Source organism: Rhizobium sp. CB3060, assembly GCF_025200735.1.
Classification (GTDB): domain Bacteria; phylum Pseudomonadota; class Alphaproteobacteria; order Rhizobiales; family Rhizobiaceae; genus Rhizobium.
Map to the genome: position 1 here is coordinate 734,842 of NZ_CP104158.1, position 18,990 is coordinate 753,831.

Sequence of the window (18,990 nt, forward strand, 5' to 3'; positions counted from 1 at the left end):
GCCTATCGTTCGGTTCTGTCGCCAAGCTCCGCCAGCCGCTTGCGCAGGAACGCCTGTTCGGGCGCCTGATGGCAAAACGAAAGCGCCATCTCGTAGGACCGTCGCGCTTCGTCTTTGCGGTTGAGTTGGCGCAGAAAATCGGCCTTCGCCGCATGGGCCAGATGATATCGGGCCAACCGGTCTTCGCTCAGCAGGCCATTGACGATATCAAGCGCGGCCGCCGGCCCATCGCACATTGAAACCGCGACTGCCCGATTGAGTTCGATCACGGGCGACGGATGCGCCACCAGCAGCAGATCGTAAAGCGCCACGATCCGCCGCCAGTCCGTCCGCTCCGTGGTTGCCGCGCGTGCATGCTCGGCGGCAATTGCAGCCTGCAGCGCATAGCTGCCGACGCTTTCGCCCGCCATCGCCTCGGCCGCAAAGGCCAGTCCCTCTCGGATTCTCCTGTGGTCCCAGAGCCTGCGATCCTGATCCGCCAGCAGGATGAGATCGCCGGAAGCGCTCGCCCGTGCGAGCCGCCGCGAATCCTGCAGGAGCATCATCGCCAGCAATCCGGCAACCTCCGGATCTGGCAGGAGCTTTAGGAGCAGGCGACCGAGACGGATGGCTTCGGCGGCAAGGTCGGCGCGGATGATTGTTGTGCCAGACGAGGCGGAATAGCCTTCGTTGAAGACGAGATAGATGACATGCAACACCTGCGCCAACCGCTCCGGCAGCTCCGTCTTTGCCGGAACTTCATAGGGAATTCGGGCTGTGCGAATGCGGTTCTTGGCGCGAACGATACGCTGGGCAATCGTCGGCGCGGAAATGAGGAAAGCATGGGCGATCTCTTCCGTCGTCAGACCGCAGACCTCGCGCAGCGCCATCGCCATCTGCGCTTCCGCCGGGATGAGCGGATGGCAACAGGTGAAAATCAGCCTGAGCATATCGTCTTCGATCTCTTCGCTTTCGGCTATCTCGAGCATTTCGCCCTCCGGATACAGGCTGTCGACGATGTCGGCCTGTGAGGCATCGAAGCGCGCTCGCCGCCGGATGTGGTCGATCGCTCGAAAGCGGCCGGTCGAAACCAGCCAGGCATAGGGATTGGCCGGCAACGTCTCTTCCGTCCATTGTTGTGCCGCTGCCGCAAAGGCATCGTGAAGGGCCTCTTCCGCCCGGTCGAAATCGCCGAGCAGACGGATCAGCGTCGCAAACACGCGGCGCGATTGGCTGCGGTAGATCTCGTCGATGGTTTCGTTCAGCGACACGGGCGGTCTCTTGCTCTCCTGTCAGGTGCCGGGAAGGGTGAGTATCCGGATCGGGCGGATTTCGATGGCGCCGTGGCGGCCGGAGGGGATGCGTCGGGCAATCTCTGTTGCGTCGGCCATATTGGCAGCCTCGACGAGATAGAAGCCGGCCAGATGCTCCTTCGTCTCGACGAAAGGGCCATCCGTTGTAGAAAGTGCCGATCCGCGTGGGCGGATGACGATGGCCTTGTCGGGCGTAGCCAGAGCATCCGAGAGGATCAGCGTGCCCTTCTTCCGCAGGCTCTCGTCATAGGCAAAGTGCTCGGCGATCAGGCTGTCGACCTCGCTGTAGGTCAAGGTGCCGTCCACGTCGGCGGACGTGTAGATCAAGCATAGAAACCGCATATCCATGTCCTCCCACCTTATGCCTATTCATTCGGAAACCTGATGTCATAGGCCGCGCGGACCTCGATCATGCCATACTTGGCGACGGGGAAGGTGGCGGCGATGCGGGTTGCCTCCTCCATATCCTTCGCCTCGATCAATACGAAGCCGCCAAGATGCTCCTTCATTTCGGTAAAGGGGCCGTCGGTGACGGTGCTCTCGCCCTTACGCACCCGCACCGTTCTCGCGGTCTCAGGCGCGCGCAATGCGTTTGCCACGACAATATGGCCGCTGTCGCGCAGCCTGTTGTCGTTGTCGATGGATTCCTGCGTCAGCCGCCGGCCTTCTTCCTCGGTGAGGGACATGATCTCGGCAGTTTCGAACCAAACCTGGCAGAGAAATTTCATCGTCGCCTCCTCAAGCCTCAGGACCGAAGGAATAGATCGGCCGCACTTCGATGCTGCCGAGCTTTGCAAGCGGAATGCCTGCGGCGACGCGGATCGCGTCGTTCAGGTCCTTGGCATCGATCAGGATGAAGCCGCCGAGATATTCCTTGGTCTCGATGAAGGGGCCATCCGTGACGGATGTCTCGCCGTTGCGGACCCGTACTGTCACCGCCGAACTTGGCGATTGCAGCGCCTCGGCGTGGATCATGTGGCCGCTCGCCATCAGATCGCGGTCATAGCCGAGCGAATCCGAATCGAGCCCGTGCTTTTCCTCCTGCGTCATGGCATCGAGCTTCGTGCCGTCGAACCAGACCTGGCAAAGATATTTCATTGCAGCGTCTCCTCTTTCCATTTGCTGACAGCCATAGACGAGTGGTCCGCAAGCAAATCGACATCCCGGCTGGCAGCATGACAAAAAATTTCTTCGCTGTCGAAAACGCCCGAGGCCACTCGACAAGTTCCGTCATCACCAAAGGAGAGACGGACATGCACACCTTGGAAACGGCGTTGGTGAATTACTGGACCAGAAAGACGTTGTCGGAGAAGGATCTGATGGAGACGCCCGATCTCGGCAAGGTTGTTCTCCGCACCATGGCCGGCTTTGCAGCCTTTGCGGTTCTGATCCTCTGCCTCAATTGGATGGCAACGCCGACGATCGACCGGCCGCAGGTCGCGACCGTCGATCAAATAAGGCTGATGCCGGCGGCGAAAGAATAAAGGGCGAGATGCCCGCCCTAACTGAAGTGCGGGATATGTGCCGCAAAACTCCGACTTTTTGCGATCGCGGCTGTCACTTTATCTGGTGGCAAATCGCTTCTTTGCTTCGTCGGTACTCGGCATATAAAGCGAAACGGCATTTCCATCAGGGTCCCGAAACTGAAACGTTGTGTTGCCCCAGGGCATTGTCTTGAGTTCATGCACGAGGGGCACTTTGTCTTTGAGACGAGCATATTCGGCGTCGATATCGTCGACCTGAAACTCCAGGATGAGACTGCGATTGGCGCAAGGTTCAGCGCTGCCTTCCTTCCAGAGCGCAACCGTTTCCGATGAACCAATCGCTAGTACAGCGCCGGGCAAGACTATTTCGGCAAAGACCGGCGCTAGCCACTGCGCTTTCACGTTGGCGATCATCTCGTAGAAAGCGACCAGTTGCTTGATGTCCGCGGTGATGATGCGTGTCGATGCAAATTTCATTGTGGGCTCCTTTTGACATGATGGAGCTTGTCGCACAGCCCTGTTGCCACCATTATGGCAGCAGGAGTCAGCACATGCGTCGAGCAGATCGCCTGTTTCAGATCATTCAAATTCTGCGTCGGAATACCCGGCCGGTGACTGCCGCTAACATTGCGGAAGAACTTGAGGTCTCGAAACGTACCGTTTACCGCGACATTGGCGATCTAATTGGTCAGAGGGTGCCGATTTCAGGTGAAGCCGGCTTCGGCTATTTGCTCGATTCCGCCTACGACATGCCGCCGCTTATGCTTACGCCAGATGAGATCGAGGCTGTGATACTGGGTGCGCAATGGGTCGCTGGCCATTCCGACACTCTCATCGCCAACGCCGCCCGCGATGTCATCGTCAAAATTGCGGCCGCCGTTCCTGAAAACTTGCGGCCGTTTATCGCCGAGCCAAGCATGGGTGTGAAGCCAGGCTCGCGCCCACCAACGGAAATCATTGACATTGCCGACATCCGGGAAGCGATCCGTCAGAGGCGTAAATTGGCGTTGTGCTATCGGGCAGAGAACGGCGAGATAACGGACCGTATTGTGTGGCCGGTTATCCTCGGCTACGCGGAGAGCCATCGTATGCTGGTGGCCTGGTGCGAATTACGCCAGGATTTCAGGCACTTCCGCTGCGACAGGATCACCACGGCAATTCTGTGCGATGAAATCATTGGCCTGCGCGCCGGCGAACTTCGCCGCAAGTGGCAACAATGGAGAGCGGAACAATTCAAGCTACTCCAGAACCGCACTTAGGAAGTAAGAGCTGCGTTAAAAGCGCTGCACAAAATCCGAGATGGCAACATAAAATCTGGACACTTGATCGGCCGGCGCATCGTTTTCCGGCCAGATCGCGATTAGTTCTTCAAGATTCGTCTTGATCACATGGAAGGTGTCCAGCCCTTCTTGCTCACTGCCGATAAAAACGGTGTGGACCATATTGCCGTAGAGGCCGCAGGTAATGGCAAATGGCACGCGATCACACCTCTCAAGTGTGATGCGCGCGCCGGCGCTATGTTCTTCGTCCAAAACAATAACGCCACCTTCTGAACCCTGACGGCCGACCGTCGAACCACCATCAAAGCTCATCCACGGCACTACATTTCCTCTGTCAACTGCGATTGCCGCCTTGTCGATGGGTCACTGAAACGCCGTTTCGAAGAAGCTGCGCAGCTTGCGTGAATGCAGCGCTTCCGGTGGCATCGCCGCCAGCTTCTGGATGGCGCGGATGCCGATCTGCAGATGCTGGTTCACCTGCGTGCGGTAGAAGGCGGTCGCCATACCCGGCAGTTTCAGCTCACCGTGCAGCGGCTTGTCGGAGACGCAGAGCAGCGTGCCGTAGGGAACGCGGAAACGGAAACCGTTGGCGGCGATCGTTGCCGATTCCATGTCCAGCGCCACGGCGCGGGCCTGCGACAGGCGTTTCACCGGCCCTGCCTGATCGCGCAGTTCCCAGTTGCGATTGTCGATCGTGCCGACCGTGCCCGTGCGCATGATGCGCTTCAGCTCGAAGCCTTCGTAGCCGGTGATTTCTGCCACGGCTGCTTCCAGCGCCACCTGCACTTCGGCAAGCGCCGGGATCGGCACCCACACCGGCAGGTCGTCGTCGAGAACGTGATCCTCGCGCATATAGGCATGCGCCAACACATAGTCGCCGAGCCGCTGGCTGTTGCGCAGGCCGGCGCAGTGGCCGAGCATCAGCCAAGCATGCGGACGGAGCACCGCGACATGGTCGGTGATCGTCTTGGCGTTGGACGGGCCGACGCCGATATTGATCATGGTGATGCCGGCATGGCCCTTCTTTTTCAGATGGTAGGCCGGCATCTGCGGCAACCGTGGCGCGGTCGTGGTGCCCTCCGGTTGGCTGGCGCCAGCCAGCGTGATGATATTGCCCGGCTCGACGAAGGCGGTGTAGCCGTCGCCGCCGCCCTTGGCCATCAGATCGCGCGCCCAGTGGCAGAATTCGTCGATATAGAACTGATAGTTCGTAAAGAGCACGAAGTTCTGGAAATGGGTCGCGCTGGTCGCGGTGTAGTGGGCGAGGCGGGCGAGCGAATAGTCGATGCGTTGCGCAGTAAACGGCGCAAGGGGTGAGGGTTCGCCGGGTGGCGGAATATATTCGCCATTGGCGATCTCGTCGTCGGTGGTGTTCAGGTCCGGCGTATCGAAGATATCGCGCAGCGGAATATCGTCGAAAGCGGCGGCCGAAGCTTCGACGTGCGCGCCTTCGCCGAAGGCGAAATGCAGCGGGATCGGCGTCGTCGATTCCGACACCACGACCGGCACATTATGGCTGCGCATCAACAGGGCCAGTTGTTCTTTCAGATAATGGCGGAATAGCTGCGGACGGGTGATGGTGGTCGTGTAGACGCCGGGTGCGGTGACGTGGCCATAGGAAAGACGCGAGTCGACATGGCCGAAGCTTGTCGTCTCGATGCTGACCTGTGGATAGAAGGCGCGGTAGCGCGCCGTGATCGGCGCACCCTTGGCCAGCTTGGTGAAGCTGTCGATCAGGAACGCGGTGTTGCGCTCGTAAAGCTCAGTCAGAGCATCGACGGCCTTGGCTGGATCGTCGAAGCTCTGCGGCTGAAACGGGCTGGGTGAAGAAATATCGAGGGGTGAAAAAGGAGAGATTCGGTTGCTCATGCGCTATTATAGAGAGTCGTTTTTAACAAGCAAACGACGTTGCAACGCGCGATCTCCGATTTTCGCAGCTATTTTTAATGCCGCTTCGGCGTCCGATTCTCGAAATCGGTGACTTGCTCTATTGTACCGTCGTGCAATAGGGGCTGCCTGTCTGCAGGCAAGTGAAGCTTGCGCCGAAATGCGATTGCGCACCGCTGCGGCCGGTATGCTCCACCGCCACCGAAAATGTAATCGCAAAGATGGCGGCAAACAGCATGATGATGCCGAAACGCCGCGCCATGATGATCGTGTTCATTGTCCTGGCCTACCCGTGCCCTATCCTGGACACTGTTTTGCCATGGTCAGGCTGAACAGGTGCTGAGACACTGGTTCATCCAGTGTTCAGAAATATTAGCAGGTGCATAACCTTGGACCAAAGGTCTTTCCTGAGCGAAGCACGTATTGATCGGCCCCGCCTTCGCTCGGGCGAAGTATTCTCTAAAGCCTCGTCCAGGTTTGCGACTTGCAGAAGATCTTGAGCACGCAGCCCTGCATCTTCACGGTTTTACCGCTGACAGTGCCGGAGCCGCTATAGGTCTTGTTGTCCTCGGGATCTGTAAGTTCGCCCGTGTAGGTTCCGTCCTTGCCCTGCATCTTGCCGATCTGGCGGCCGGCATATTTGCCGGTCTTCAGCGTTACGCAGTAGCTGTCGGCGCAGGGTGTGATGGCGGCGGTATCACCCTCCTTGGTCTTCCAGTTGCCGACGATCGGCTCGTCGGCCAAGGCCACGCCTGCGCTGAAGAGCAGCGCGGTGGTGAGAATGGTGGCACGGATCATAATCTTTCCTCCCCGAATGTCCTTCGGCCCCAGCCCGGACGTGGTGACGTTATCCAATACGAACGCAAAGGCAAATACACTTTCCGGCGCGATTTTCGCCGCAGATCAGCCGCCCTGTCACATCGAAAAAATAACGCACCTTGTTTCAGCGGCTGTTTTCGTGGTGAACGAAGGGTTTAGATCCAAATCTTAACGAGGTGTAAAGCTCGCCCAACAATCCTTAATTTGCAAGGGAAGCGATGTTTAACAAAATCCCAAGTTTACCAAGCATTTGTACTTTGTTTGCATCGAATTAAGCATGCATTTTAGCCGTTTTTTGAAAGCCGTCTGCGATAGTGAAGTCATCAAACGAGCGGGGCAAACCCGCCGACCGGAAGGATCATCAAGCCGCGATAGACGGCAAGGTCTGGAAGGAAAAACAGGGTCGATAACGAATAAACTGAAACAGGGATTGAACCGATGGCACGCTTCGAAATACCGACATCCGAAATGGCCATGATGGGTGGCAACAGCGCTGAGGCCCTTTGCGAGCTGGGCATAATCTATGCGACCGGCAGGGGCTGCCAGGCAGACCTCGTTGCCGCCCATAAATGGTTGAACATCGCCGCCATCAAGGGCAGCGACCGCGCCGCCGAGCTCCGCGCCGACGTCGCAGCAACGTTGACCAAGATGCAGCTCGCCGCAGCGCTCCGCGCCGCCCGCGAGTGGATGACCACGCACTGAAGCGCGCCACAAAGAATACGACAATAGCCTCGAAAGAGGGGACCGGCAGCGGGCGGAGAGGCGCGCTGCCACAATCAGGAAAACCGCGACCGGCAGGAAACAAGGCCGGCGCGGTTTTTTGATATTTTCGGTGTCAGCCGATCGCCTTCAACACCTTCGGCAGTGCTTCGGCCAGAAGGTCGAGATCGTGCTTCGGGCCGACGCTGATGCGAATGCAGCGATTGAGGGGCGCCACGCCGGGCATGCGGATGAAGACGCCATGTTGGATCAGCCCATCGACGATGGCGCGCGCATAGGCACCATCGCGGCCGCAATCGACAGCAACGAAATTGGTGGCGGAGGCAAGCGGCGAAAGCCCGTTGTTGCGGGCGATCACGCCGATATGTTCCCGCGCGGCGTGGATTTTGCCGACGACTTCGGCGAGATAGGCCTGATCCTTCAGCGCCGCGAGCGCGGCTGCGGTCGCCAGCCGGTTCATGCCGAAGTGATTGCGGATCTTGTCGAAAGCCAACACTGTCTCCGGCACGCCAATGGCATAGCCGACACGCGCGCCCGCAAGGCCATAAGCCTTGGAGAAGGTGCGGGTGCGCAGCACATTCGGCAGATCGATCAGCGCGGAAATATCGGGCAAGGAGCCGGCGGGGCCGGTTTCGCTATAGGCCTCGTCGAGGATGAACAGGCAGCTTTCCGGCAAGGCGCGGGCAAAGTCGACGATCTTGTCGGCGTCCCACCAGCTTCCCATCGGATTGTCGGGGTTGGCGAAATAGACGAGCGGCGCGTTTTCGCGCTTCACCGCCTCCAGCAGCCCATCGAGATCCTCGCGATCGTTGACATAGGGCACCGTTACCAGCCGGCCGCCGAAACCGGCGACATGGAAATTGAAGGTCGGATAGCCACCGAGCGACGTGACGACGGGTGCTCCCGGCTCGACCACCATGCGTACGATGAGACCGAGCAGGCTGTCGATGCCTTCGCCGACGGCAATATTCGCGGACGTAACGCCGAGATGGGCGGCGAGCGCTGCCTTCAGGGCGAAATTTTCCGGATCGTTGTATTTCCAGATATCGCCTGCCTGCTCGCGCATGGTCTCGATGACGGAAGGGGCAGGGCCGAAGCCGTTTTCATTGGCGCCGATACGCGCCTGGACGGTCAGGCCGCGCTGACGTTCCAATGCTTCCGGGCCAACGAAGGGCACGGTGGAGGGGAGGGCGCTGATCAGCGGGGTGAAGCGCGAAAAGGCGGACATTCTGGCTTATCTTCCCGAATTCTGTTGCAAGGCGCAGCACAATAGGCGCTTGGCGAGCCGTTGCAAGGGCGGAAAAGCCTGGTGCCGACGGCTATTGCCGCTGGCGTTGGCCTCGGGCAGCGAGTGCCTCCGTGTTGCCGATCATGAAATCGGCGCGCACGACGCGTCTCAATGTTTCCGGTTCGATCAGGTTGATGAAGCGAACGTTGACCCGATTGTCTATCCGGCTGATTTCGGCGCAACCGATGCGATAGGCAAGGCCAAGGATGTTCAGATAATAATGTCTTGGCAGGCCTACGGTCGTGCCGACGATGAAACTGGCGCCGCCCTGCGAGATGTCGATGATCTCGGCGCTGCGCACCGAAATGCCTGTCAGGCATGGGCGCACGGCAATGATACGCGCCGGGCGTTGAACGAAGAACCGCTCCCACCTGTGCTCGTAGACTTCGGATTTGACTTTCGCCAGATGCGTTGCGCGAAGCATTGTCATTCCCCGTTGGAGGCTACCGAATTCATCTCGGTTTATAGCATGAACCTTGCATGGAGATTTTGCGTAAGCGTCAACAGGGCCAATCGAATTTTAACGAATCGGCGGTTTTTTAGCCGGTTGGGCGATATCGCATCCTCCACAGGCAGTTTTTGAACCCTTCGCGTTACGAGACGTTCTTTTTTTATCGACGGTTTTTTGGCCGTATCACAAAGCGCAAGGACAGGAACGATGGTCGATATCAAAATTTCCCGAGGAACGTGGGTTGTCGTTTGCGACGGTGCCAAGGCGCTGATCCTGAAGAGTTCGAATGGCGGCCCCCATCCAGATTTGAAAACCTGCGAAACCATGGAGCAGCCGCATGAACCGGATCGGGAACTCGGCGCGGACAAACCGGGGCGCACGCACCAGGCCGATGGGTTTGCAGGCAGCGCCGTGGAAGAAACGGAATGGCACGAGCAGGCGGCGGCGGAATTTTTGAAAAATGTCGCGGCAAAGGTCGATGCGCTCGTGCAGCAGAAAGGTATCAACCGCCTCATCCTCGTGGCGCCCCCGCGCGCACTCGGCGTCCTGAGGCCCCATCTCGGGGCGCATTCGCAGGCGGTTATCGTGGCAGAAGTCGGCAAGGACCTGACGAATTTTCCCGTCGATCAGATCGAGCGTCATCTTGTCGCCTGAGACGTTGGAAGGGGCGAAATATCGCCCTGTTTCGGTGAATGCGCCTGCATAGCCTCATCTTGACAGCGGCATTAGCTTCGATCATACGGAAAATCCGGTTCGAGGCACCGGCCGCTCGCGGATGAAAATCCATGGTGAAGCCTCGCGAATTTGGTCACAGCCATCTGGCGCATGCTGACTGGCGGTAATGCGAGCTCCGATCTGCAGTCGTAAATGCATGCCTTTTAAGAGGCTGACTCCGTGACGACGATCTATCCGTCCATCGATGAATTGAAAGCGCAGGCCAAACGTTTACGCCAAGCCATGGCCGAGCGCGGTGGCGACGTGGCCCATAGCGCGGCCCTTGAATTGGTCGCCAAGCAATACGGGCTGCGTGACTGGAACACGCTTTCGGCGCTTGCCGCAAAACCGAATACGCCGCCGAGCGCACCGGTTGCCGTCGGGACCGCAGTTCGCGGCCGCTACCTGAACCAGCCCTTCACCGGCAAGGTCCTAACGCTCTCGGAGCAGTCCGGCGGGCTTTACAGGATCACCATCCATTTCGACGCTCCGGTGGATGTCGTGACCTTCGAGAGCTTCTCGGCCTTCCGCCAGCGCATCAACGCCCAGATCGACGTCAACGGCATTTCGCCGCGCAAGACCTCCGACGGCGTGCCGCATCTGGTTTTGGACATCTAGTATTCACCTCTTCATCATTCGATCGCGGCCGGCATTTGTCGACGCGCGATGCTGCCTGGATTTTTTCTATGACGAATCATTCCGAACGCAACATGTTCCTGAGCGGCTGGCTGCCGGGCGTCTTTGCCCGCACGGCTGCGCCGATCATCATGATCACGACCGTCAACGGCCTGTTTGCCGTCGTCGATGCTTATTTCCTCGGTGCCTATGTGGGTGCCGATGCCCTTTCGGCGGTCAGCCTCATTTTTCCGGCACTGATGCTGCTGATCGCGCTACAATCGCTGGTCTCCAACGGCATGGCGAGCATCCTGGCGCGCCGCCTGGGGGCAGGAGATCGCCCTGGGGCGAGGCAGGCTTTCAGCGCCGCCCATGGCCTGGCCTTGGCTGTGGTGATCCTTGTCAATGCGCTCTATTGGACGATCGGGCGGCAGATCATCGTGATGGCTGCGGCTGATAATGCCGCTATCGCCGCCAATGCCGGCGCGTTCATGGGCATCATGATCGGCTTTGCTCCGGTGAGCTTCCTGTTGTCGGTGCATGTCGACGCTCTGCGTTGCGAAGGCAAGATTGGCTTCATGACGCTGGTGACGCTTGCCTCGACCCTGCTCAATATCCTCGCCAACTGGCTGCTGATGGCGATACTGCATTGGGGCGTCACCGGCTCGGCGGCCGGTTCGATCGCGGCGCAATTCATTTGCCTGGTGATCATCCTGCTCTACCGCTGGCGGCAGCCAGGCGCACTCAGGCCCTCGATATCGTTTCCGGTTGCCGAATGGCGCGGGATCATAGCCTTCGGCGCGCCGATGAGCCTCGGTTTTATCGGCATATCCCTGAGTTCAGCAGCAATCCTCTTCAATCTGGCGATCTGGCACCAGGGAGACTATGTCGCGACGGTCGGGGCATACGGAATCATCACCCGCGTGATGACCTTCGCCTATCTGCCGCTCCTCGGTCTCAGCATCGCCCTGCAAACGATATCCGGCCATAATCACGGCGCTGCACTTCCCGCCCGCGTCGGCCGGAGCCTGCAGATCGCGATGGTGTCGGCGCTGATTTATTGCGGCGTGGTGGAGTTGGCCGTCGAAATGCTGGCGGGCAGGCTTGGTGGCGTCTTTGTCGGCGATGCCGTCATCGTTGCGGAGGTGGGACGGATTTTGCCCTGGACGGTCGGCGCCTATTTCCTCTTCGGGCAGATGATCGTGCTGTCGTCCTATTTCCAGTCGATCGGCGACGCGAAGCGAGCGGCGATCTTCGGCCTGGCGCGACCCTATCTCTTTACGCTGCCCCTGACATTCCTGCTGCCTTTCGCCTTCGGCGAAACCGGAATCTGGATGGTGCCGGTCTTCGCCGAAACGGGAATGCTTCTGCTTACGTGGTTGGTACTGTCGCGCAACGTCAGGGACCGCGGCTGGCGATACGGTCTGCTGCCGGTATGAGCAAAAAGGCCGCGTCCTTGAGGCGCGGCCTTTAGCGGCATTCAGGCCTTGAGGAGCCACTCATGTTCCGGCGCATTGTGGAACTTCCAGACGCGTTTCGGGCCGGCCATGACGTTGAGATAATAAAGGTCGTAGCCATGGCAGGCCGCGCACGGGTGATATCCCTTCGGCACAAGCGTCACATCGCCGTCCTCCAGTGCCATGACCTCGTCCAGTGAACGATCGTCGGTATAAACCCGCTGGAAGCCGAACCCCTGCGGCGGGTTCAGACGGTGATAATAGGTCTCCTCGAGGAAGCTTTCGTTCGGCAGATTGTCCTGATCATGCTTGTGCGGCGGATAGGAGGAGGTGTGACCGCCCGGCGTGATGACTTCGACCACGAGCAGCGAATGCGCCGCGCCGTCATCCTCCGGCATGATGTTGTTGACATAGCGGACATTGGTGCCCTTACCGCGCGTTACCGCCGGATGCGTGCCGGGCGGAATGGCGCGGGCTTCATACGAGCCGCCGCCAGGAGCGGAGCAGACGGCCAGTTCGAGGTCGGTCTCGGCGACGACGGACCAGTTGGAGCCGGCCGGAATATAAAGCGCATGCGGCGCGCCTTCGAAGGGGCTCATGCGTCCGCCAAGCGAGCCGAAATCCTTCGCGCCAGCCTTGGCGCTCGCCTTGCCGCTGACCCAGACCAGGCAGACCTCGCGATTGCCCGTCTCGGCGGAGGCGGTCTCGCCGGGTTTCAGCCGGTAAAGGTCGAAGCCGACATACGTCCAGCCGGCGCTTTCGGGCGTGACATGGCTGACACGACCATGGGAGCCATCAGGTTTGACCTTGAGATTTGGCATGGGTGTTCGTCCTCTATTGCTTGGGAGCCTCCTCGCCAACCCCTGGATAGCGGGCGAGGAGGGGCGCTCGTCTTTACCCCTTGGGAAAGCCTTCGGTTTCCACCGTATAGCCCGCTGCTGTCATGACGCGCATCAGCTCGGCATGACCGATCTCGGCCATCTTCTGCGGCGGTGCCTTGCGCGGGTCCTGCTCGGCCTCTACGACGAACCAGCCTTCATAGCCGTAATCGGCCAGACGCTGGACGATGGCGCCGAAATCAAGCGAGCCGTCGCCCGGCACCGTGAACGCACCGAGCGCCACTGCGTCGAGGAAGGATTGGCGGCTGCGATCCAGACCATCCACAACGGGCTTGCGGATATCCTTGACGTGAACGTGGTTGATGCGGGCGTGGTGGTTGTCGATGGCGCGCAGAACGTCGCCGCCGGCAAAGGCTAGGTGACCGGCATCGAGCAGAAGCGGAATGCCTTCGCCGGAATTGCGCATGAAGGCGTCGAGTTCCGGTTCGGTTTCGACGACTGCGGCCATGTGATGATGGTAGGAGAGCGGCATGCCCTGCTCGGCGCACCATTCGCCGAATTCGGTGACGCGGCGGGCATAGGCCTTCATCTCGTCATCGGAAAGGCGCGGCTTGGTGGCGAGCGGCTTGGAGCGGTCGCCCTGTATGGAACGGCCGACTTCGCCATAGACGATGCAGGGCGCATTGACGGCCTTGAACAGCGCGATCATCGGCGCGATGCGGTCCTTGTTAGCGGCCAGCTCCTCATTGACAAGCGTGCCGGAGAACCAGCCGCCGCAGAGCGTCACATCGGCGGCGCGCAGGATGGGCAGCATTTCATCCGGATTGCTGGGGAAGCGCCGGCCCTGTTCCATGCCGGTGAAGCCCGCACTGCGCGATTGCCGCAGGCATTCCTCAAGGGATACGTCGTCGCTGAGCTCAGGAAGATCGTCGTTCCACCAGGCGATGGGCGACATGCCGAGTTTGGCCTTCATCAATGGTCTCCTTGAAAATAATGCTGGAGGAGCTGAAACGCTCCTCCAGAAATAGGACGGAAATCGATCAGCCGATACGCTGGGAGGCGCGAGCTTGCTCGTAGGCGGCGCGGGCCTTGTTGACCTCGGCGCGCGGGCTGACCTCAGGAACGGCGACATCCCACCAGTGGCCGCCTTCGTCTGTGGTGATCAGCGGGTCGGTGTCGATGACGATGACCGAGGTGCGGTCGTTCTTTTTCGATGCTTCGAGCGCCTGTTCCAGCTCGGCGATGGAAGCGACCTTGACCGCAACGGCCCCCATGCTCTCGGCATGCGCCCGGAAATCGATCTCCGGCATGATCTCGTGGCGCGAGTCCTTGAGCAGATTGTTGAAGTTGGCGCCACCCGTCGCCATCTGCAGCCGGTTGATGCAGCCGTAGCCCCTGTTGTCGAGAAGGACGATCGTGAGTTTCAGGCCGAGCATGACCGAGGTCGCCAGCTCCGAATTCAGCATCATGTAGGAGCCGTCGCCGACCATGACGATGACTTCCTTGTCCGGCCGCGCCATCTTCGCGCCAAGGCCACCGGCGATCTCATAACCCATGCAGGAGAAGCCGTATTCCATATGGTAGCTGCCGGGCGCGGTTGCCGGCCAGAGCTTGTGCAATTCGCCGGGCAGACCGCCAGCCGCGCACAAGAGGATGCTCTTCTCGTCGCCGATCGTGCGGGTGACGGCGCCGATTACTTGGGCGTCGGAGGGCAGGGCGCTATTCGTCGTCGCCATGGCCTTGGCGGCAGCCTCGATCCAGATCTTCTTTTCCTGTGTAGCCTTCTCGACAAGCACTGCCGGAGCTTTCCAGCCGGAAAGGCCGGCGGACAGGGCCTTTAGTCCTTCGCGCGCATCCGTCACCAAGGGGTGACCATTGTGCTTGGACGCATCATAGGCCGCGATGTTGAGGCCGATCATCGTCAGCTTTTCGTTCTTGAAGAGCGCCCAAGAACCGGTGGTGAAATCCTGGCAGCGGGTGCCCACCGCGATCACCAGATCGGTTTCCTCGGCAATCGCGTTGGCGGCCGATGTGCCGGTAACGCCGACCGAGCCAAGCGCCAACGGGTGGGTCTCATCGATCGCCGATTTACCCGCCTGCGTCACGACGACCGGAATGCCGTGCGCTTCCGCGAAAGCGGCAAGCTCCTTCGTTGCCTGTGAATAGAGCACGCCGCCGCCGGCGACGATCACGGGCTTTTCGGATTTGCGTATCAGCGCGATGGCGTTTGCGAGTTCGTCCGCATCCGGCTGCGGACGGCGCTGCGTCCAAACGTGTTCCTCGAAGAAGCTCTCCGGATAGTCGAAGGCTTCAGCTTGCACGTCCTGGCAAAGCGACAATGTCACCGGACCGCAATCGAGCGGGTCGGTCAGCACCTGCATGGCGCGCTTCAGCGCCGTGATGATCTGCTCGGGCCGGGTGATGCGGTCGAAATAGCGCGAAACCGGACGGAAGGCATCGTTGGCTGACACCGTGCCATCGCCAAAATCTTCGATCTGCTGCAGCACCGGATCGGGGGCGCGGTTGGCGAAGACATCGCCGGGGAGGAATAGCACGGGGATGCGGTTGACATGCGCGACGCCCGCGGCGGTCACCATGTTCAGCGCGCCGGGACCGATCGATGTCGTGCAAGCCATGAAGCGCTGGCGGAAACCGGCCTTCGCATAGGCGATGGCGGCGTGCGCCATGCCCTGTTCGTTATGGGCACGGAAAGTCGGCAACTCGTCGCGCACCTGGTAGAGCGCTTCCCCCATGCCGGCGACGTTGCCATGGCCGAAGATCGCCCAGACGCCGCCGAAGATCGGCTGCTTCTGGCCGTCGATTACCGTCATCTGCTTTTTGAGGAAATGCGCGACAGCCTGTGCCATCGTCAATCGGATCGTCTTGCCCATGGGGCGCCTCCCAAATGCATTTTAGTCCATTGTTTGCGCATCACTTTCCCCGAAACTTTTCGGAGCAATGCGCCTTCTATTCCAGGCCGCGGGTTTTCAGCCACGCCTGGGTCAATTGTCGGAAGCGGCCAGCCATGTCGGCGATCGCTTCCTCGTCGTTCATGCCGCCCGACATCCAGGCGCGCGCCGCATCGGAAAAGATCGTCCGTCCGACGGCAAAACCCTTGACCGAGGGCGCGGCCAGCGTCGCCTCGAAGCTGCGGATCAATTCTTCTGCCGGCGCTTCCAGGCCAAGCAGCACGATACCCCTGCACAATGGATCATTTTTGGCGATCACGGCATCGATTTTTTTCCAGGCCGCGGTCGATTCCTGCGGTTCCAGCTTCCACCAGTCCGGCTTGATGCCGAGCGCATAGAGCTCTTCCATCGCCGTTGGGATCGTATCGTCAGTCAGCGGCCCGTTCTTGCCGGCAATGATCTCGACCAACAGCTCGCGGCCGACCTTACGCGCTGCTTCGAACAGGGTGCGTAGCTTCTCCTGCTGCTCCGCCTTCAACTCCGCGGGATCGTCGGGATGATAGAAGCAGAGGCATTTGATGCAATGATTGAGGGGCCATTCGGTGAGCTGCGAACCGATATCCTGGCTGAACTCGAATTTCAGCGGCTTCGAGCCCGGCAATTCAACGGGACGACCGATCCAGGAGAAATTCTTCGCGGCGGCGTCGAAGAAGGCATCGCGGCCGAAGCGCTCGTCGATGAGCATGCCATAGCCGGACCGACCGCCCGAAACGCGCGCCGCCGCCTCGACCGCAAGCCGCTTGAAGGCAACGATCCTGTCATGGCCGATGCCCAGCTCGTCGGCGACGCTGACGAGTTGCGAGCGATGATCGATGGCAAGCGCCATCAGCAGTGGGATCTCGCCGCGTCGGGTCGTCGCCCAATGAAGATGGTTGATCGCCTCGTCCTTACGCAGGGCCCGGTGTTTGCTGCCCGTCTTCAGGAAGAAATCGAGCTCGGCCCAGGTCGGATATTCCGGCGAGCAGAGCAGGCGGGAGACCGCAAAGGCACCGCAGGCATTGGCCCATGTGGCGCAGGTCTTCAGCGGTTCGTCGCGCAGGAAGCCGCGCAGGAAGCCGGACATGAAGGCATCGCCGGCGCCGAGAACGTTGAACACCTCGATCGGAAAGCCCTGGCCGACAATGCCGTCCTCGAGGTCATCCGAGATAGGGCCATCATAAACGATGCAGCCCATGGCGCCGCGCTTCAGCACGATGGTTGCCGAGGAAAGGCGGCGGATTTCCTTGAGAGCGCCGAGCACATCATCTGCGCCCGAGGCAATCATGATCTCCTCTTCGGTCCCGATGATCAGGTCGCAATCCGGCAGCGTCTCTTTCATCTTCGACGACACGCGATCCGACTTCACATAACGTTCGAAGCCCTCGGCGTGGCCGGCGAGGCCCCAGAGATTCGGCCGGTAGTCGATGTCGAAGATCACCTTGCGGCCGTTCGCCTTGGCGATGCGAATCGCCTTGCGTTGCGCGGCCTCCGTGTTAGGCTTGGAAAAATGCGTGCCGGAGACGAGGACGGCGCGAGAGGATTGAATGAAATTCTCATCGATATCATCCTCGTCGAGCGCCATGTCGGCGCAGTCGGAACGATAAAAGATCATCGGCGACACGCCCTCGGCCTCGACCGCAAGCAACACCAGTGCCGTCAGCCGCTCCTTGTCGGTGGCGATCCCTTCTGTCGCGACGCCTTCGCGTGCCGTCTGTTCACGGATAAAGCGGCCCATCTGCTCGTCACCAACGCGGGTGATCAAGCCGGATTTCAAGCCAAGGCGAGCCGTGCCGATAGCGATATTGGCCGGGCAGCCGCCGACGGATTTCGCAAAAGATGCAATATCCTCAAGCCGCGAGCCGATCTGCTGCCCATAAAGATCGACGGAGGAGCGGCCGATGGTGATCACGTCGAGTGTCGGCTCCGGCTGGGCGCCAGGATTGTCGTGTGCCATAATGTCCTCCCGTCCAGGCATGATCCCGATAACTCTTCAGTTTTCTTTGGGGTCACGCATTATTGAATGTGCCGGTCCGTCCGTCTTCGTTTTCGTCCGGGCTCTGGTCTATTTTGCGGCCATCTCCCGCAGCCGCGTTCATGGATGTAATGAAACATTGGTTCCGTAATTTTGTCAATTCGGAATGTTTATTCCATTTTGGTTTTGTGGAATTTTGCAACCGCTTCTTTCCTCCGCCGTTCGGCGATGGCGACAGGGAAGGCCATGATCAGCGCCATGGATGCCGACAGCGAGCGGAAGCCGGCAAAATCGGCCTCCGCCACCTCGAACCAGTGGGTGGCGCAGCCGGTAAGCGGTGAAAAGGCCGAATCGGTAATAGCGATGACCGGCACGTTGCGTGCGGCGAGGTCCTGCGCCTGGGCGAGGCTGTCGGCAGCGTAGGGAGAGAAGCTTGCGGCAATCGCCGCGTCCCTTTCCGTGGCAAAGCGGGCGAGCTCGCCGTCGATGCCGTTCGGCGAAGCGACGATCTGATGGCGGATGTTCAGTTTGGAAAAGGCGTAGGTCATATGCGCCGTCAGCGGATAGGAACGGCGCTTGGCGATAAGATAGATCGTCTCGGCAGCGGCGAGCACATCCACCGCCTTGGCAAACGTATCCGTCTCGATCGTGGCGGCAAGCTTGTTGACCGACTGGCTGGCGGCAGAGAGAAAGCCTGAGAGAATCCCGGCCTCTTCATCCTCGATGCCGGATTGTTCGAGTGTGATCAGCCGCTCTTCGTAGCTCAGCGTCCGGTCGCGCAGCCGCTCGCGGAAAATGCTCTGCAGGTCGGAGAAGCCGCCGTAACCGAGATGATGGGCAAGACGCACCAGCGTCGAAGGCTGGACATCCGCGGCGGTGGCAATGCTTGCGGTGGTACCGAACGCGATTTCATCCGGATTGCCGAGTGCGAAAGCCGCGACTTGCGCCAGACGTTTCGGCATGGAATTCTTACGCTCGATGATGATGCTGCGAAGGCTTTCAAAATCCCGCGGCACCTTGGTTCGCGTTTCGATTTCGTTGTCCATGCCTCACCCTTCTCGACGTCATACCCGTCAATGAAACAAATATTCCATATTTTGCACGATAACGGATTTTGGATAACTCGGCACGATTATTTTTAAGTGTATGAATTTACTTCAATAAATTCCATTCCGCTGACGATGTGGCGCAATTGGCCGATGCGCCGGCTTGTCAAAACGGTCC

The 18,990-nt window shown here is 59.9% G+C and carries 22 protein-coding genes; 6 read left to right on the forward strand and 16 right to left on the reverse strand.

The genetic code is table 11. The features are described 5' to 3' along the window. Positions 1-2 precede the first annotated feature (2 nt). The 4 genes from N2601_RS03630 to N2601_RS03645 are packed head-to-tail and all read right to left on the reverse strand — an operon-like array spanning position 3 to position 2,390. Positions 3-1,244, reverse strand: a complete 1,242-nt coding sequence (locus tag N2601_RS03630; protein WP_104825034.1) for an RNA polymerase sigma factor — start codon at positions 1,242-1,244, stop codon at positions 3-5. Between the two features lie 27 nt (positions 1,245-1,271). Then, positions 1,272-1,634, reverse strand: a complete 363-nt coding sequence (locus tag N2601_RS03635) for a YciI family protein (RefSeq protein WP_104825035.1) — start codon at positions 1,632-1,634, stop codon at positions 1,272-1,274. A gap of 23 nt (positions 1,635-1,657) precedes the next feature. Then, positions 1,658-2,020, reverse strand: coding sequence for a YciI family protein (locus tag N2601_RS03640; protein WP_104822479.1), 363 nt, complete (start codon positions 2,018-2,020; stop codon positions 1,658-1,660). A 10-nt stretch (positions 2,021-2,030) separates the two neighbouring features. Further along, on the reverse strand, positions 2,031-2,390 hold the full coding sequence (locus N2601_RS03645; protein WP_104822480.1) for a YciI family protein: 360 nt from the start codon (positions 2,388-2,390) through the stop codon (positions 2,031-2,033). 155 nt (positions 2,391-2,545) lie between these two features. Here N2601_RS03645 and N2601_RS03650 point away from each other — a divergent pair, with 155 nt between their 5' ends. Beyond that, positions 2,546-2,776: a hypothetical protein gene (locus N2601_RS03650; protein WP_104825036.1), complete on the forward strand. Its 231-nt coding sequence runs from the start codon at positions 2,546-2,548 to the stop codon at positions 2,774-2,776. A gap of 78 nt (positions 2,777-2,854) precedes the next feature. On the opposite strand, the gene N2601_RS03655 is transcribed toward N2601_RS03650, so the two are convergent. Continuing rightward, positions 2,855-3,253 carry a VOC family protein gene (locus N2601_RS03655; RefSeq protein ID WP_104822481.1) on the reverse strand — a complete coding sequence of 133 codons (399 nt, stop codon included), beginning with the start codon at positions 3,251-3,253 and terminating at the stop codon, positions 2,855-2,857. A gap of 74 nt (positions 3,254-3,327) precedes the next feature. Between N2601_RS03655 and N2601_RS03660 the strand changes: the two genes are divergently transcribed. Further along, complete coding sequence (locus tag N2601_RS03660) at positions 3,328-4,035, forward strand: helix-turn-helix transcriptional regulator (RefSeq protein ID WP_104822482.1); 708 nt, start codon at positions 3,328-3,330, stop codon at positions 4,033-4,035. Between the two features lie 15 nt (positions 4,036-4,050). Here the strand turns inward: N2601_RS03660 and N2601_RS03665 are convergent, their stop codons facing one another. The 4 genes from N2601_RS03665 to N2601_RS03680 form a co-directional block, all read right to left on the reverse strand. After that, positions 4,051-4,368, reverse strand: a complete 318-nt coding sequence (locus N2601_RS03665) for a hypothetical protein (RefSeq protein ID WP_245463970.1) — start codon at positions 4,366-4,368, stop codon at positions 4,051-4,053. Between the two features lie 51 nt (positions 4,369-4,419). Beyond that, entirely contained in the window at positions 4,420-5,925 is a 1,506-nt protein-coding gene (locus tag N2601_RS03670) for an AMP nucleosidase (protein WP_104822484.1), read from the reverse strand. A 118-nt stretch (positions 5,926-6,043) separates the two neighbouring features. Beyond that, the gene (locus N2601_RS03675) at positions 6,044-6,220 is read right to left on the reverse strand and encodes a hypothetical protein (RefSeq protein WP_181316024.1); all 177 of its coding nucleotides are present in this window, start codon (positions 6,218-6,220) and stop codon (positions 6,044-6,046) included. Between the two features lie 182 nt (positions 6,221-6,402). Then, a complete protein-coding gene (locus N2601_RS03680) occupies positions 6,403-6,741 on the reverse strand; it encodes a DUF2147 domain-containing protein (protein WP_104822485.1) in 339 nt (112 codons plus the stop codon). Between the two features lie 459 nt (positions 6,742-7,200). Between N2601_RS03680 and N2601_RS03685 the strand changes: the two genes are divergently transcribed. Then, positions 7,201-7,464, forward strand: a complete 264-nt coding sequence (locus N2601_RS03685; RefSeq protein WP_104822486.1) for an SEL1-like repeat protein — start codon at positions 7,201-7,203, stop codon at positions 7,462-7,464. Between the two features lie 133 nt (positions 7,465-7,597). On the opposite strand, the gene N2601_RS03690 is transcribed toward N2601_RS03685, so the two are convergent. Next, positions 7,598-8,710, reverse strand: coding sequence for a pyridoxal phosphate-dependent aminotransferase (locus N2601_RS03690; protein ID WP_104822487.1), 1,113 nt, complete (start codon positions 8,708-8,710; stop codon positions 7,598-7,600). Between the two features lie 91 nt (positions 8,711-8,801). Continuing rightward, positions 8,802-9,200, reverse strand: a complete 399-nt coding sequence (locus N2601_RS03695) for a pilus assembly protein PilZ (protein WP_104822488.1) — start codon at positions 9,198-9,200, stop codon at positions 8,802-8,804. 228 nt (positions 9,201-9,428) lie between these two features. On the opposite strand from N2601_RS03695, the gene N2601_RS03700 reads away from it, so the two are divergent. From N2601_RS03700 to N2601_RS03710, 3 genes are all read left to right on the forward strand, one after another. Continuing rightward, a complete protein-coding gene (locus N2601_RS03700) occupies positions 9,429-9,875 on the forward strand; it encodes a baeRF12 domain-containing protein (RefSeq protein WP_104822489.1) in 447 nt (148 codons plus the stop codon). Between the two features lie 240 nt (positions 9,876-10,115). Continuing rightward, a complete protein-coding gene (locus N2601_RS03705) occupies positions 10,116-10,553 on the forward strand; it encodes a glyoxalase superfamily protein (RefSeq protein ID WP_104822490.1) in 438 nt (145 codons plus the stop codon). Positions 10,554-10,621: 68 nt separating this feature from the next. Then, the gene (locus tag N2601_RS03710; protein WP_104822491.1) at positions 10,622-11,989 is read left to right on the forward strand and encodes an MATE family efflux transporter; all 1,368 of its coding nucleotides are present in this window, start codon (positions 10,622-10,624) and stop codon (positions 11,987-11,989) included. Positions 11,990-12,030: 41 nt separating this feature from the next. Here the strand turns inward: N2601_RS03710 and iolB are convergent, their stop codons facing one another. The 5 genes from iolB to N2601_RS03735 all read right to left on the reverse strand — a co-directional run bounded on the left by iolB (position 12,031) and on the right by N2601_RS03735 (position 18,812). Further along, a complete protein-coding gene (gene iolB, locus N2601_RS03715; RefSeq protein ID WP_104822492.1) occupies positions 12,031-12,828 on the reverse strand; it encodes a 5-deoxy-glucuronate isomerase in 798 nt (265 codons plus the stop codon). Between the two features lie 73 nt (positions 12,829-12,901). After that, positions 12,902-13,819 (reverse strand): myo-inosose-2 dehydratase, encoded by a 918-nt coding sequence (gene iolE / locus N2601_RS03720; protein WP_104822493.1) that lies wholly within the window; start codon positions 13,817-13,819, stop codon positions 12,902-12,904. Between the two features lie 67 nt (positions 13,820-13,886). After that, on the reverse strand, positions 13,887-15,737 hold the full coding sequence (gene iolD / locus N2601_RS03725) for a 3D-(3,5/4)-trihydroxycyclohexane-1,2-dione acylhydrolase (decyclizing) (RefSeq protein WP_104822494.1): 1,851 nt from the start codon (positions 15,735-15,737) through the stop codon (positions 13,887-13,889). Between the two features lie 76 nt (positions 15,738-15,813). Next, a complete protein-coding gene (locus N2601_RS03730; RefSeq protein WP_104822495.1) occupies positions 15,814-17,748 on the reverse strand; it encodes a bifunctional 5-dehydro-2-deoxygluconokinase/5-dehydro-2-deoxyphosphogluconate aldolase in 1,935 nt (644 codons plus the stop codon). Between the two features lie 188 nt (positions 17,749-17,936). Then, complete coding sequence (locus tag N2601_RS03735) at positions 17,937-18,812, reverse strand: MurR/RpiR family transcriptional regulator (RefSeq protein WP_104822496.1); 876 nt, start codon at positions 18,810-18,812, stop codon at positions 17,937-17,939. Positions 18,813-18,990 lie beyond the last annotated feature (178 nt).